The sequence below is a fragment of the Bradyrhizobium sp. USDA 372 genome (assembly GCF_053629095.1).
The window spans coordinates 1,132,292-1,146,349 of the sequence record NZ_JBRJHR010000001.1 but is presented as its reverse complement, the minus strand read 5'-3'; the positions used below and the strand labels follow the sequence as shown (position 1 = coordinate 1,146,349).

Below are 14,058 nucleotides of genomic sequence, written 5' to 3'. Positions count from 1 at the left end.
TGGCTATGATCCCCCGAAGCGCTTCCGCATGACGAGGAAGTGCGCCGGCTGTCCCCAGGTGTTGATGAACGCCGCATCAGTCTGGGTGAGGGCAGCGACCGCCGACGCATCCCGCCGCCCGATCGCGCTGAAGATGCGATGGAAGCTGTCGAGCGTGGCAACGATCGTTTCGATGTCCGAAGCATCGTCGGCGAGAATGTCCGTCGTCCGGATCGCCTCGCGTAAGGACGCAAGGTTCGCGACCGCGCGCGGCAGGCTCTCGCCGAAGGGGTCGTCGATCATCGCATCGACGTCGAGAACCAGCGTTTCGATCGATGCCGAAATCGCCGCCGCCGCATCGGCCTTGCCGACCAGGTAGAGCTTGCGTCCGCCGAGGAAGCTGAGACGGCTGCGGTCGAGATGGCGCGCCGCGCGCCGCAGCTTCTCGTCCGGGGAGAGAACCTTCTTGTGCCAGTAGACGTCCAGGCTGTCGCGATAGGCTGGCCAGGCCGAATGGATGTCGAATCCCTGTGCATGCGCCGCCGTGCACAAAGCCGTTGCGTCGAGGAAGTACCGATGCCGGACGAACGGATTTTCGAGCACGTCCATCAGCCAGGATTCGAAGCTGCGGGTGTGCGGAATACTGTTCCACTTCGCCTCGAACAGCGACCTTGCCGTTTCCAGTGCAGGATGGCCTGACAATGCCTTGCCGGCCGCATGGATTGCCTTGAGCGCGAGCTCGAAGAAGCCGCCATAGCGTTCGTAATACGACACGATGGCGAAACCGTCCGGATTGAGCAGCCGGTGGAAGACGCCGAGCCAATTTTCAGTCGGCTGCACGGTGTAAATGAAACCTTCGGCATCGATGATGTCGTAGCGGCGCTCGCTGCGAAATCCTTCGACGTCGGCCAATGCGAGCTCGCGCAGACGCTCGGTCAGGCCAAAATGCGCGAAATAGGCCTCGATTTTCGGATGCGCATGCCGGTTCGGTTCGGCGAGCGTCATGTTCGCGCCCCAGCCGGCGAACACCAGCGCGTTCTCACCGGAATCAGGACCGAATTCGAGCACCTCCGCATCGCGGAACAGCCGCGGCGGCAGCACCAGCTTGTCTGAAAACAGCTCGCGCCGCTGGCTGGCATATGCGTCGAGTTCGGCGGCCGATTTGAAATTCCCGAACGTCGGTAGGACGTCCTGACGTTCGTAGTAATTGAAGAGCTTCTCGTCAGCCATGCCGCGGCGTCCCTAACCCAAGGCCGCGTCGAGCCGGTCGAGCTCGCTCCAGATGTCGGAGGGCGCGAAGATCGAAACGATGTGCAGCGGCCGCTTCGCGTTCTCGCGCAGCCGGCTGCTGACCTTGGCTTCGTTCTCCTGGTTCACGGCGAGGAGGCAGACGAGCGGACCCGACTTGCCGGCGAGCTCGTCCGGCGAACGGATCGGTATGCCGGTGCCGGGCAGGAACAGCCCCTGGCGCTCCTTCTGGTCGTCGACCGAGAGATCGACGAGATCCGCCAGTTCATGCGCGTTGGTGAAGGTGCAGGCGCGCGGCAGCCCGCGCCGTAGATGGCGATCTCGGCGCCGCTCGCGCGGGCCTTGGCGAGGATCGGCCGCAGGCGCGCGCCGTATTCCCTTGCGCGCCGACCGAATTTCTCGCCGACGCCAGCGGGCGCAGGCGGCGGCGTCACGTCACGCGTCGCACGACGGGCGGCGATCGCGAGGCTGCCGCCGCTGAAATTGTACTTCTTCACGGAGACCGCCTCGAAGCCGTGGCGAGCCAGTAGCGCCAGCAGGGTCGGCTCGGTGAAGTAGCTGACGTGCTCCTCCCACAGGACCGAGAGGTCGCCCGCCGTCGAACCGGGATCAAAGTCGGGCACGTCGATGAACAGCAGCCCTTCATCGCTGAGCGCGATCTTCACGCAAGCGAAGAAGTTCTCGAAATCGACGATGTGCTCGAGCACCTGGCGCGAGACGACGAGGTCGAACTTGCCGGACTGAGCCACCGCGTCGTGGGCCATCTCCGGACTGAGCATGTCGGCATAGACCTTGATGCCGCGCTCGCGGGCGATCTTGCCTGAGACCGGATTCGGTTCGACACCGACCATGACCTTGGTGCCGCGCTCGCGAAGCTTGTCCATGAACAGGCCGTCGTTGCAGCCGATCTCGAACACGGATTGATGCTTCGAGAACCTCGCGATGGTGTCGAGCTCGTCGACCTGGTGCGGCTCCGGCTTCCAGCTGCTGAAATTGTAGTTGAACTGGCGATACAGGATGTCTGGATCGATCGGCTTGACGATCTGCGGCAGGCCGCATTCGCCGCACGCCAGCACCTCGAACGGATAGCGTTCCTCCTGCTCGTTTCGGCTATGCCGAAGCCGATGCGCAATCGGCATCAAACCGAGGTCGATGACCGGTCGCAGGTCGGTCGAATGGCAGAGGCGGCAATGGTCGGTCACGGCTCTAGCTCTTTGCAGGAAAGCAAGGGAACATCGGCGCCTCGAAACGGTACGCGGCGCAGTTGAAGCCTATATAGTGCAACGGGCCGTGCTACAATTCTTAAGTTGCCGATGCTGGCGCCGATTCGTGGTCGTCGGACATGGCGCTTCTGGGGAGAGGGCCGGCGGCCGTGGCGAGGCTCAGAAGCATTGGGATAGCTGGCCGAGGACATCGAGATCTCCACGTCTGCTATTCGGTGGTAGACGGTGCTTGACCACCTCGAATGGTTCGACGCCGTATGCCTCCCGGTAGATCTCTTTTGATCTTGTCCTGAGCGCTGAGATCGCGGTCGCGTCTTCCGGACTTAATGATTGATCACCTTGCGTCCACGTCAATAACCAATACTCCGGGGTCTCGCGACGAACAGCAAAACGTCGCACGAGTTCGTCCTTTTGAAACAGGTCGGAGAAACCGTTGACCCAAAAGTCGCAATTGTTCTTCTGGACGTAGAATAGTTTTACGCCCAGTGATCGAAGCGCGGCTTCCGCCGTTTCGGCGCTTCCGAGTGCGATCATCGCGAAATCGCGTGCGACGTCGCTCTCGTAGGTATGAATGATCTTGCCGCGCGTGAGCAGCGACGAGAAATAGCAGGGCACCATGGCGCGATAACCGTTGAGCGCGAGGATGCGATCCGAGCCCGTCGATTGCTCCAGCTCGTCACACCGCTTCCAGTCCTGGGTGACCCGAGGCATATGAGTGAGAGGAGTTCCCCCCACGAAGGTGATGGCCTCATCAACTTTGAAGCTCTTCCAGGGATGCGCTGCCGTCATCCAGGTGCCGGCGAGCAAGATGGCAGCGAGAGCGGCATGGGGAGCGAGGCGGTCGCTGAACCAAGCCGGCTTGAAGCGTCGCGCGACAGCCAATCCCCAGTAGGCCATGCCGACGGTCGCAAGCGGGAAAAGCGCGTTCACGTGGACCGACAATCTCATGAGGCTCGGGATATTCAGCGCCATGTCCAGCAGCCGGACGCTGGCGACATAGGCGACCACGACAAAAAGTCCCGCGGGATTGGGCAGCGGCGCGAGCTTTTGGGATTCCGGGCGATCGGAACGAAGCTTTGAGTCCACGAAAGCGACGGCATAGGTCGCCAGCGCGAGGAGCAGCGCGACCGCGAGAACGGACCTGGCCTCCCTGAGGAAGGCGACGAAGCCCGATTTGCTCAGAAAGTCGGTGACCTCCAGCGACTGTGACACCACGAAATAATCCAGAAGATCGAGGCTGCCGAACTTCGAAAAGCGTTCGAGTGAAACGACGTGCCGGAACAGAGAGTATGGATTCGTCGCGGGGATTCCGAGGTAGAGGTAATTGATCGAGAGACTAAGGATGCAGCCCGCGATCGCCCCCGCGCCCAGCAGGACGCTGGTGATGAAGCCGGATCGGTCGCGCTGAACCGCCTTGGCAAACGCGCCCAACGACGAAATCACGAAGACCAGCGCTGCGTACGGTGGATAGGATGCCGCGACGGCGATGGCGCAAATCCCTGCGGCGAACTTGTCGCGTTTTTGGGACGTTCGCGCAACGACAAGCAGGAAATAGACAAAGAACGCCGCCGTCTGAAGGTGGTACTTGCCGAATTCCATGATGTAGAGGCCGGGCGAGACGCGCGGCATCGTTCGCGGCCACGCAAGTCCGAGGATCGCCAGCGCAAGTGCAATCGGGATCGCCGCATCCTCCCAACGGCGTCCGAGCGCCTGCCACGGCAGAACGATGCGGGCGAGCTCAAAAATGACTGCACCGATCGCGACGAAATAGAGGAAGGAAACAATCTGCGCGACGTGGGGAGGCAAGAACGTCGCAAACATCAAATGCAGGCCGTTGCCGTGGCCGATCTCGAAGTCGGAGAAGATGGGATTGTCAGCTGCAAGCCAGATGCTGTGATTTCTCGCGACCTCTGCAAGATAGGGCGCATAGAGCTGCTGAACGTCGGTCGAAATGACGTCGGGTATGACGGCTCTGTCGATGAACACCGTTACGAGGAGCCAAAGACCCAGTAGCGAAGTTGCCATCAGCGGCAAGGTCAGCGCGAATTTTTGCGGCTTCCTGCAGCTGCGGCTATCCCACAGCAGCACGAGGGTCGCAAATCCGAGGACGATTTGGGGGTACAGGACGGAGAGAGCGCCGAAGCCAAATCCCGTCAAGATGAGCGCGGCCGCGCCGACGAAGAACTCGTCGACACGCTGAGTGGGCTCGTGCTTGATGAGCGAGAACGTCAGGCGTCCGGTCGCCATGACGAGCCAGCCGAGATACGGCGTCAGCACAATCCAGGCGAGGACGTAAAATCGCGTCGTCCAGCCGCCATCGAAGAGCAGGGTGCGGTAGGTGCCCGTTCGGTTGACGAACCAGATGGACAGTGCAGCAGGCACGAGAATGAGGATACGCAACGACCACGTCTCGACGATGGTGCGCAGGCGCAGCTCGGCGGCTACCACCGCTTGATCTTGTCTGGGGTCGCCCATGCTAGACCGGCGCTGCATCGGCTCGTTCGGTGACGGTCCGCGCCTGGTCGGGGCTGAAGCTGGCGCGCTCCGGCGCGATCAGCCATACCAGCCCGCCGAACAACCCGACGATAAGGGCGCCAAGTCCCAGCAAGACCGATATCGCGAGTGCCTTGTCGGATGCGATTCCGGCAAGACCGAGCACCGCGACCATAGCGCCTTCGCGCACGCCCCATCCCCCGATCGAGATGGGAATCGCAGAGGACAGGATGACGAGCGGGACCAGGACGAAGGCGTCGAGTGCGGAGAGCGGCGCCTGCAGTCCGATCGCGAGGACATAGCAGGTCGCGACGGTGATGAGATGGACCGCGATGGCAGATCCGATCAGCATCGCTCGCCCCGCGGTCGCCAGCAACGGAGCTCTGATCAGCATCGCGAACTGCACGACCCTGGCCGGCACGGCCGCGATCACATGCGGCGGCCACCGGTCCAGCGTGACCAGGGCGATTGCGCCGAGGCATGCGGCCGCCAGAATGATCGCGATCGCGAACAGGAGCGAATTGTCGGGGACGCGCGCCAGCAGAAACGGCAATCCCGCCAGGAGGATGAAACCAAGACCCAACAGGCCGAGAAAGCGGTCAGCCACGATGCTGCCGATCGTTTGCGACCATTGCACGCCCTGCCGCCGGAGCATCCAGATCCGAACCGCGTCGCCGCCCGCGGGTAATACTTGATTGAAAAAAGTGCTGACGATGAGAATGCGCCAGCCGGGCAGCCAATCGAGCGGTACGTTCATGGCACGGAGGATCAGCATCCAGCGGTGGCAAAGGACGAAGGTCTGGGCGAACAGCAGCAGCACCGCAAGCGCCAGCACGTTGAGATCGACGGCGAGAAGGTCGGCTTTCAGGGTCGACGGATCCTGACCGCGCAACAGCAACACCAGGATCCCGATCGACACCGCGAACTTGACCAGGGTAACCAGTGCTTTTGCAGGCAACTTCATCGTCTGGTGTCGTCCTCGATCATTCACGGTGCGATCGTCGAAAGCGGTCGAAATCTATGGTCTCGCCAGATGCTCCGCAGCGAGCGCGCCAGTCCGTGTGACGTAGTCCTGGACCTCGGCGGCGTCGCGGCCGTCCGGGGCCCAGTCGGGAAATGCCGTGCGCGAAGGATCGAACGGGCCGGCGGTGGTTTCGTGAAACACCAGCCATTCCGAGGTGATCAGGATCGAGTGGAAGACCTTTTCGGGCATGCGGTAATAGCAGCGTTTGCCCTGACCGTAGGGCGCCATCTCGAGCACTTCGCGAATGCGGCCGTCATCCTCGAAGATCACGACCTGCGCGGTGCCCTCGATCACGTGGAACGATTCAGGCTTGCCAAGGTGCTTGTGCGGCCGCACATACGCCTCGCGATGGTGCACGATCAGCATCTCGTGCAGGCCCGAGGCGGGATCGGGATGCGTGCACAGCCGGCTGCGCAGGCGCGGGTTGCCGGCGGCGATGCGCTTCAGCTCCGCGATCGTGGCATCGTCCGCGGTGACGATGGCGTCGTCGGAATAGTACACTTCCGGATTCTGTGCGCGCAATGAGGTCGGCCGGCGCCGGCCCGTTTCATTCGAAAAAGATGAACCCATGGTCGCCCCGGTACCCGCATTTGTCGTATATCCAGGCCCATGTTTGCGGGCCGTGGAAGCTCAGGCAGGTGAGCTGCCAGTAAAGCAGATTGGCCTTCTCCCGCTCGTTGCGGAAGGATTCGACCATCAGATATTTCGAGGTGCCGCGTCCGACGCGCTCGATCTCAGGTACGGCGCGGAACACGTCCTCGAGCGGAAGATTGTGCAACACGCCGAGCGAGACGACGAGATCGAAGCTGTGGTCGGGGTAGGGGAGGGCGACGGCGCTGCCGACGTTCAAATGCGGCCGCACCTCCTCCTTGGCGTTGGCGATGCCGTACTCGGAGATGTCGATGCCGGCGATCCTGAGGTCGGGGACGAGCTGGGCGAACTCGTAGAGCAGGTAGCCCTTGCCGCAGCCGACGTCGAGCACGCTCATGCCCGGCTTGATGCCGTAGCGCTCGATCAGGGTCTGGGCCAGCGGGCGCCACCGTCCGTCATAGCGATAGCCGCCGTAGCCGTAGCGCCGCTCGCCGTCCCAATAGTCGCGTCCCCATTGCCGGGCGACGGTGGCGGATTCCGCCTTGTCGTGCTCGACCACGCGCTGGACGTAGTCCCGCCTCGTCGATGCGTGCATCGGCTGGAGCAGGTTGATCTCGGTCATGGGGGCCAACCAGTCCGCGGCATCGTCACAGGATGGTTGCGAACTTGTTGACGAGCAGGATGTCCTCGACGGCCTGGATGTCTTTCTGCGACGCCAGCGTGATCTCCTCGACCGCCGCGTGAAGGTCGCAGCCCTCGCGCAGCACGCGGTCGTAGATCTGCCGCCGCCGAGCCTCGTCGGGCGGCAGCATGAAGATGCTGTAGAGAATTAGCCCACGCAGCTGCGGCAGCTCGTCCAGGATATCTTCCAGCACCATGTAGCTGCCGGGCATGGTGTGCTCGGCGGCGCTGAGAAGATATTGCAGGTTCTTCCGCCGCGCATAGTCGCGGATCACGATGTTCTGGACGTGCTGGGGGGTGCGGCTGCCGTTCAGCGGCCTGGCGCCGATATAGCCGCGGTGGCCGGCTCGCTCAGCCATGGAAGCCTCCTGGCAACTTGTACTGCATGCCGACCCGGGTTGCCGGGCGCAGCAGGATCGGCTCGAAGAACTCGCCGAAGCGCTTGTCCGCATAGGGCGACATGATGCTCTTGAAGCGGCAGTTCATGCTCCAGCGCGTGCCGGCTTCCTCGTTGACGCGATTGCCGTGCATCAGGGTCTGGTTGAACAGCATCACGTGACCGTAGGGGATCTCGATGAAGGTCGCGTGCGGCTTGATGGTCTTGTACAGCTCTTCGGCGCTGCGCAAGGCCGCCATGCGGTCCTGCATCTCGCCGTTCAGGGACGGCGGCAGCAGATACATCGATTTGGTGCGGTGGACGTCGACCAGCGGCACCCACACCACGACCTCGAACGGCGAGTCGCCCGACCAGACGTCGGAATGGGTCGCGAGCAGCGAGGAGCTGTCGCCGGGAAGCTGGATGCTGAGATTGACGCGGCGCTGCATGCAGAGCTCGTTGCCGACGATGGTCTCGATCGTCGAGCGCGCCAGGCGGAAATAGGTCGGGCGGAACCAGGGCTCGGCGTTGAGGCCGTTGAAGACGTGCAGCCGCAATCCGTTGAGATCATCCACGCTCACCCGCGTGTGGATCGTGTCCAGCATCGCGTAGGGATCGTTGCTGTGCGGCAACTTCAGGTAGTCGGCCGCGAGCTCGGCGGCGCGGCGCTGGATCCGGTCGAGCCCGGCGCGATCGTCGGCCGGCGTGGTGACGAAGCCATCGTCGATGAAGCGTTGCGCCAGCGCCTGCTCGTCGGCGTGCAGGAAGTCCGTGTCCGTCATGCAAAATACTCCCGGGCGGTCGCGCAAATATAGCTGATGTCGGCGGCCGACAGGAACTGGTTGATGGGAAGCGTGAGGATCTGGTCCGCCTGCCGTTCCGTCACCGGGAACGCGCCGCGGCCATGGCCCAGATGCGCCGCTGCCGGCTGCAGGTGGATCGGGACCGGATAGTGAATCGCAGTCTCGATGCCCTTGTCGGCAAGATATTTCTGGAAGTCGTTGCGCCGCTCGGTCTGCACCACGAAGGTGTGGAAGGTGTTGAACTCGATCTTCCGACAAGGCGGAATGAACAGGGGTAGCCCTGCGAGCTCGGCGCGGTATTGCGCGGCGTTGCGCCGCCGGCGTTCGATCACCGAGGGCAGATGACGCAGGCGAATGCGCAGCACCTCGGCCTGCAGCGTGTCGAGCCGCGACACGATCCCCCATTCCTGGACGTCGCTGCGGTTGATCAGGCCGTGATTGCGCAGCCGGCGGATTCTTGCGGCAAGCTCCGCATCGGCGGTGACGAGGAAGCCGGCATCGCCGGCGGCATTGAGATTCTTCAAGGGGTGGGCGGAGAAGCAGCCGAACGTGCCGAGGGTGCCGCTCATGCGCCCGTCATAGGTCGAGCCGACCGCTTGGGCGCTGTCCTCGATCACGGCGAGCGCGTGCTTGGCCGCTATTGCCATCAGCGGAGCCATGTCGGCCATGCGTCCGGTCAGATGCACCGGCATGATCGCCTTGGTGCGCGGTGTGACGGCGGCCTCGACCGCGGCCGGATCGATGTTCTGGTCGGGCAGCACGTCGGCAAACACCGGCGTGGCGCCGACCGCGATGATCGCGGCGGTCGATGCCACGAACGAGTTCGGCGGCGTGATGACTTCGTCGCCGGGGCCGATGTCGAGCGCCCGCATGGCGAGGATCAGCGCGTCGGTGCCCGAATTCAGCGTCACGACATGCGGCGAGCCGAGATAGGCGGACAATTCCTCCTCGAGCTTTCCAACCGCGGCGCCGCCGATGAAGTCGCCGCGGGAAAACACGCCCTCGACCGCCTGCACGATCTCGGCGCGCTCTTCCTCGAACTGCGCGGGAAGATTGACGTAACCGATGCGCCGGCGGCCGGTGTCAGCGTCCATGGCAGAACTTCCTGACGGTCTCCATGACGCGGTCCTGCTGGGCGCGCGTCAGGTGCTGGTCGACCGGGAAACTGATGACTTCCTTGGCGTGGCGGTCGGTGACCGGGAACGTGCCCGGCGCGTAGCCGAGATGCTTCAGGCCTTCCTGCTGATACAGCGGGATCGGATAGTGGATCTTGGCCTCGATGCCGTTGTCCAGACAGTACTTGTAGAGCTCGTCGCGGCGTTCGGCGAACACCATGTAGAGATGGTAGACGTGCTTCACGTTGGGACGGCGCGGCGGGATGCGCAGGCCGGGCAGGCCGGCGAGACCCGCATCGTAATAGGCCGCATTCTCGATTCTGCGGCGCGTGATCTCGCTGGTCTGGCCGATCAGCCAGTTGCCGACCACGGCCTGCAAGGAATCGAGCCGCGAGTTGCAGCCGAGGATCGCGATCTCGTCGCGGTTCTTCATGCCGTGGTTGCGGATCAGACGCAGCTTCTCGTTCATGCCGTCGTCATTGGTGACGACGACGCCGGCATCGCCCCAGACGTTGAGGTTCTTGAGCGGATGCAGCGAGAAGCCGGCCGCGATGCCGTGGGTGCCGGAGCGTTTCCCCGCAAACTCCGACAGGATGCCCTGGCAGGCGTCCTCGACCACCGGCAGGTTGTGACGCTGCGCGATCGGCATCAGCTTGCCCATGTCGGTGACCTCGCCGGTCAACTGGACCGGCATGATCGCCTTGGTCTTGCCAGTGATCGCAGCCTCGACCTGGTCCACGTTCATGCAGAAGGAATCGTCGCAATCGACCAGGACGGGCGTCGCGCCGGTTTCCGCGATCGCGCCGACGGTGGCGATGAAGGTGTTGGCGGCGGTGATGACCTCGTCGCCATGACCGATGCCGAGCGCCTTGAGCGGCAGCTTGAGCGCGTCGGTGCCCGATCCGACGCCGATGGCGTGACGGACGCCGATCAATTCGGCGAAGCGTTTCTCGAATTCGGCGACGGGCTTGCCAAGGGTGAAGTCACCGGTCGCAACCAGCCGGCCGATCTCGGCGAGGATCGGTGCGGGATCGGCGAATTGCTCGAGCAGATAGGAATATCGAACGTCGTACATGTGACCCGTCAGGTGGAATGAAGTTGAGGAGCGGAAGTGTGCGACGCCGCGAGCGCATGCTCGATCGAGGTCGCGATGGCGCTGGCCGAGAGCCCGTGCTTCTTCAGCAGCGAGTCCTGCGAACCGTAATTGTGCATGAAGCGGTCCGGCAGCGACAGCCGCAGCATCGCAGGGAAACCGGAGCCGAGCTTGTCGATCAGCGCCTCCGCGACCGCGCTGCCGAGGCCGCCGGAGGGCACGTGCTCCTCCAGCGTGACCAAGAGCCTGGTGCCGCGGATCGCCTGCAGCAGCGCTGCGGTGTCGAGCGGTTTCACGGTATGCATGTGCAGGATGCCGGCGCGAATGCCTTGCGCGGCCAGCAGGTCGGCTGCAGCGAGGGCGCGCTGGAGCATGATGCCGGTGGTCACCATGAGGACGTCGCCCTGCGGGCGCATCAGGATGGCCTTGCCGATCTCAAAACCGTGCTCGGCCTTGGAGACGATGGCATCGCCGCCCTTGCCGAGCCGGATGTAGATCGGACCCTTCCAATCCAGCGTCTGCTCCATCATGCGCGCGGCTTCATCGGCATCGCACGGGCAGATCACCGTCATGTTCGGCAGCGCCCGCATGATGGCGATGTCCTCGATCGCCTGGTGGGTGGGACCGAGCGGCGCGTAGACGAGGCCACCGCCATTGGCGATCAGCCGCACCGGCAGATTGTGCAGGCAGAGATCGACAGCCACCTGCTCGTAGCAGCGGCGGGTGAGGAAGGTCGCGATAGTGTTGACGTAGGGCACGAAGCCCTCCATCGCGAGACCTGCCGACATGCCGATGATGTGTGCTTCCGAAATGCCCTCGATCAGATGGCGCTTGGGAAACTCCTTGCTCATCGCGCGCAGCGTGCCGGCACCGGGATCGGAGCCGATGTAGAGCACCCGCTCGTCGCGCGCGGCGAGCTTGTGGACCATGTTCATCGCGGTGTTGCGCATGGGGAGCCGATCAAAAATCGCCGACGGCGACGCGAATGGCGTCGAGCTCGCTGTCGGTCAGCTTGTTCTTGTGATGCCAATCGGCATTGGATTCCGCAGCCGGAAGACCCTTGCCCTTGACGGTATGGCAGATGATGGCGCTAGGCTTGCCGGCCACGGCCGGGACCTGCTTCAGCACCGTGCGCAGCGCGCCGACGTCGTGGCCGTTGACCTCCTGCACCGCGAAGCCGAAGCTGCGCCATTTGTCCGCGAGCGGCTCCAGCGGCAGCACGTAGTCGGTGGGGCCGTAGCTCTGCAGCTTGTTGTAGTCGATCAGCGCGACCAGATTGTCCAGGCCGTGCTTGGCCGCGCCCATCGCAGCTTCCCACACCGATCCCTCGTTGATCTCGCCGTCGCCGAGCAGCACGAAGGTCCGGTAGCTGCGCTCGCGCATGCGGGCGGCAAGCGCAAGGCCGACGCCGATCGACAGACCGTGTCCGAGTGCGCCGGTCGAGGCCTCGACGCCGGGCACCATGCCGTATTCGGGATGCCCGCCCAAAATGCTGTCGGAGCCGCAAAAACCCTCCAGCTCCGTCAGCGGGAAGAAGCCGCGGTCGGCCAATAGCGCGTAGAGCGCCAGACAACCATGTCCCTTGCTGAGGATGGCGCGGTCGCGATCGGGATCGCCCGGGTTCTGCGGGTCGATCCGCAGCACATCGTCGTAGAGCACGCGGACCATCTCGATCAGCGACAGGGCAGGCCCGACATGGCCGCGCCCCGCGGAACGGACCGAACCGAGGACCAGGCGGCGCAAATACAGGCTGCGCTCGTCCAGCGTGCAGGTGAGAGCAGCTTCAGCGTGGGGTGAGATCTGGATCACGTTGGTAAATCGTTTGATGGAGCCGGCGGGCTTTGTCGAGCTGGCCGGCAAGGCGGACCGTCAGATCGCCACCTTGCGCAGCCAGGGCGCGCCGGGAGCGGCTTTCCGGCAAATAGGCATTCAGGACAATCAGGCACCAAATCGCCCCGAACACAGGATACAGTACGTCAAGACGGATCGCAAACGCGTCATCCCCAGCCGCGAAGGCCTGGGAGAGCCGCTCGATCAATCGGTTCGCGTCGGCGTCGGGCAGACCGCTGCCGGGGTGAATCGCAGTGTCGGACACGAGCTTGACCGGGTCGTCCCAGCCGAAATACTCGAAGTCGATGAAGCGCAATTTGCCGTCGTCGGCACGCAGCGCGTTGTGCAGTCCGAAATCCGACGGGCTCAATGCGCGATGGGCGGGCGCAAGGTCCGCGGCGGGATCGAGGCTCAGTTCCGCATAGCGCCTACGCAGTTGCCGGATTGCGACGGCAGTGGTGGGAACGAGGCTGCCGTCCATGAACGCACGCAGGTCCGGATCATCATCCGAGGCCCGCCGAAGGCCGTCGAGGCGTTGCTCGTACTGGGCGATGGCCGCCTCGGGCGAAAAGATGCTGGCCGATGCGTTCCGCAAAGTCTGCGCGCCTTCAGCGTCGCGCAGTCTTTGCAGCGCGATCAGGAAATCGGCCAGCTGGTCGGCGTCGTCGTGCCGGGGATGCAGGACCGCGGCGTCACCGTCGAACCATTGATACAGCGCGCAGAACGCCGCCGGATCCTTCGCGACCGGCCGCGGTGTCGACGTGATGCCGTGGCGCGAGAGAAACGTGAGCGCGTCATATTCCTGTCCCAGGCGATCACGTCCGTCGGACGGGTAGTGCTTGAGGGCGAGGGGCGGACCTTTCGCCATCTCCAGCCGGAACACCCGGTTGTTGCCGCCGGACCGCGCCGGTTGCGCGGCCGCGACCTGCGCCCCGGCGAGACGACTGCCGATCGAGACCGCATCCTGTACGCTGATGTCCGGCTCGCTCATGCCGTGAACACTCCGCGGTGGATATCGGCCCAGGTCGCGAGCGGCTCGCAATGCGCGGGATGCGGCGGCCGCGCCTGCGTGAACAGGATCGATCGCGTCGTCTTCGGAAAATGCGGCTGCGCGAAAACGTCGACGAGATCGTCAATGAAGATGTCGAGCTGCAGGCTTGCGAGCCGCTCGACCTTGGCCGCCAACGTGTCCTCGAAATAGACATTGCCCGCCGAGATCGCCGCGTCGGCGATGTCGATGAGGCCCGCGCTCTTCAGCCAGCCGCGCGCAGCCTCGCGCAAGTCGACCCGATCGGGATCCTGATGGCCGAACTGCGTCTTGTGGCTGACGATATAGACGCTCGCGCCGGCCTTGCGGCACGCGACAAGGAACTCGCGGACTCCAGGGTAGATCTCGGCGCCGCCGATGCCCTTGCCGTAGACGAAGCCTTGCAGCCCCTGCCAGGCAAGCTCGCCGCCGGCGCCGGAGCGCAGATAGTCCCGCACGTCGGTCTTCAGCCCGTCCCAGCCCTCCGGCACCAGCCCGCGCTGGCGCGCGGCCGCGGCAAAGACCTTGTCGTAGCAGATGATCGTGTTGTCGAAATCGATGCCGATCCGCACGCC

The 14,058-nt window shown here is 64.0% G+C and carries 14 protein-coding genes and 2 pseudogenes; all 16 read right to left on the bottom strand.

Features of this window, described 5'->3' with window-relative positions; translation table 11 throughout:
- Window positions 1-3 precede the first annotated feature (3 nt).
- The 16 genes and pseudogenes from AB7M16_RS05630 to AB7M16_RS05555 all read right to left on the bottom strand — a co-directional run bounded on the left by AB7M16_RS05630 (window position 4) and on the right by AB7M16_RS05555 (window position 14,055).
- Window positions 4-1,209, bottom strand: a complete 1,206-nt coding sequence (locus AB7M16_RS05630; protein ID WP_453943344.1) for a class I SAM-dependent methyltransferase — start codon at window positions 1,207-1,209, stop codon at window positions 4-6.
- A 12-nt stretch (window positions 1,210-1,221) separates the two neighbouring features.
- A complete protein-coding gene (locus AB7M16_RS05625) occupies window positions 1,222-1,356 on the bottom strand; it encodes a hypothetical protein (protein ID WP_453943343.1) in 135 nt (44 codons plus the stop codon).
- 42 nt (window positions 1,357-1,398) lie between these two features.
- Window positions 1,399-1,491 (bottom strand): annotated as a pseudogene (locus AB7M16_RS05620) (hypothetical protein); the annotation flags it as partial.
- 293 nt (window positions 1,492-1,784) lie between these two features.
- A pseudogene (locus AB7M16_RS05615) lies at window positions 1,785-2,366 on the bottom strand (methyltransferase domain-containing protein); the annotation flags it as partial.
- 243 nt (window positions 2,367-2,609) lie between these two features.
- Window positions 2,610-4,925: a hypothetical protein gene (locus AB7M16_RS05610; RefSeq protein ID WP_453943342.1), complete on the bottom strand. Its 2,316-nt coding sequence runs from the start codon at window positions 4,923-4,925 to the stop codon at window positions 2,610-2,612.
- Window position 4,926: 1 nt separating this feature from the next.
- Window positions 4,927-5,907, bottom strand: coding sequence for a lysylphosphatidylglycerol synthase transmembrane domain-containing protein (locus AB7M16_RS05605; protein WP_453943341.1), 981 nt, complete (start codon window positions 5,905-5,907; stop codon window positions 4,927-4,929).
- Window positions 5,908-5,961: 54 nt separating this feature from the next.
- Window positions 5,962-6,537 carry a WbuC family cupin fold metalloprotein gene (locus tag AB7M16_RS05600; protein WP_453943340.1) on the bottom strand — a complete coding sequence of 192 codons (576 nt, stop codon included), beginning with the start codon at window positions 6,535-6,537 and terminating at the stop codon, window positions 5,962-5,964.
- Window positions 6,515-7,180 (bottom strand): class I SAM-dependent methyltransferase, encoded by a 666-nt coding sequence (locus AB7M16_RS05595; protein WP_453943339.1) that lies wholly within the window; start codon window positions 7,178-7,180, stop codon window positions 6,515-6,517. The genes AB7M16_RS05600 and AB7M16_RS05595 overlap by 23 nt, the downstream gene beginning before the upstream one ends.
- 25 nt (window positions 7,181-7,205) lie before the next feature.
- Complete coding sequence (locus tag AB7M16_RS05590) at window positions 7,206-7,598, bottom strand: LIC12192 family sporadic carbohydrate cluster protein (protein ID WP_172783184.1); 393 nt, start codon at window positions 7,596-7,598, stop codon at window positions 7,206-7,208.
- A complete protein-coding gene (locus AB7M16_RS05585; RefSeq protein ID WP_025037016.1) occupies window positions 7,591-8,397 on the bottom strand; it encodes a sporadic carbohydrate cluster 2OG-Fe(II) oxygenase in 807 nt (268 codons plus the stop codon). Before AB7M16_RS05585 ends, AB7M16_RS05590 begins: the two co-directional genes overlap by 8 nt.
- The gene (locus AB7M16_RS05580; RefSeq protein WP_453943338.1) at window positions 8,394-9,512 is read right to left on the bottom strand and encodes a DegT/DnrJ/EryC1/StrS family aminotransferase; all 1,119 of its coding nucleotides are present in this window, start codon (window positions 9,510-9,512) and stop codon (window positions 8,394-8,396) included. The genes AB7M16_RS05585 and AB7M16_RS05580 overlap by 4 nt, the downstream gene beginning before the upstream one ends.
- On the bottom strand, window positions 9,502-10,608 hold the full coding sequence (locus AB7M16_RS05575; protein ID WP_453943337.1) for a DegT/DnrJ/EryC1/StrS family aminotransferase: 1,107 nt from the start codon (window positions 10,606-10,608) through the stop codon (window positions 9,502-9,504). Before AB7M16_RS05575 ends, AB7M16_RS05580 begins: the two co-directional genes overlap by 11 nt.
- Window positions 10,609-10,616: 8 nt before the next feature.
- Window positions 10,617-11,576: a transketolase family protein gene (locus AB7M16_RS05570; RefSeq protein WP_212254938.1), complete on the bottom strand. Its 960-nt coding sequence runs from the start codon at window positions 11,574-11,576 to the stop codon at window positions 10,617-10,619.
- Window positions 11,577-11,586: 10 nt separating this feature from the next.
- On the bottom strand, window positions 11,587-12,435 hold the full coding sequence (locus tag AB7M16_RS05565) for a transketolase (protein WP_212254939.1): 849 nt from the start codon (window positions 12,433-12,435) through the stop codon (window positions 11,587-11,589).
- A complete protein-coding gene (locus AB7M16_RS05560) occupies window positions 12,410-13,447 on the bottom strand; it encodes a phosphotransferase (protein WP_453943336.1) in 1,038 nt (345 codons plus the stop codon). Before AB7M16_RS05560 ends, AB7M16_RS05565 begins: the two co-directional genes overlap by 26 nt.
- Complete coding sequence (locus AB7M16_RS05555) at window positions 13,444-14,055, bottom strand: HAD family hydrolase (RefSeq protein ID WP_246708698.1); 612 nt, start codon at window positions 14,053-14,055, stop codon at window positions 13,444-13,446. Before AB7M16_RS05555 ends, AB7M16_RS05560 begins: the two co-directional genes overlap by 4 nt.
- Window positions 14,056-14,058 lie beyond the last annotated feature (3 nt).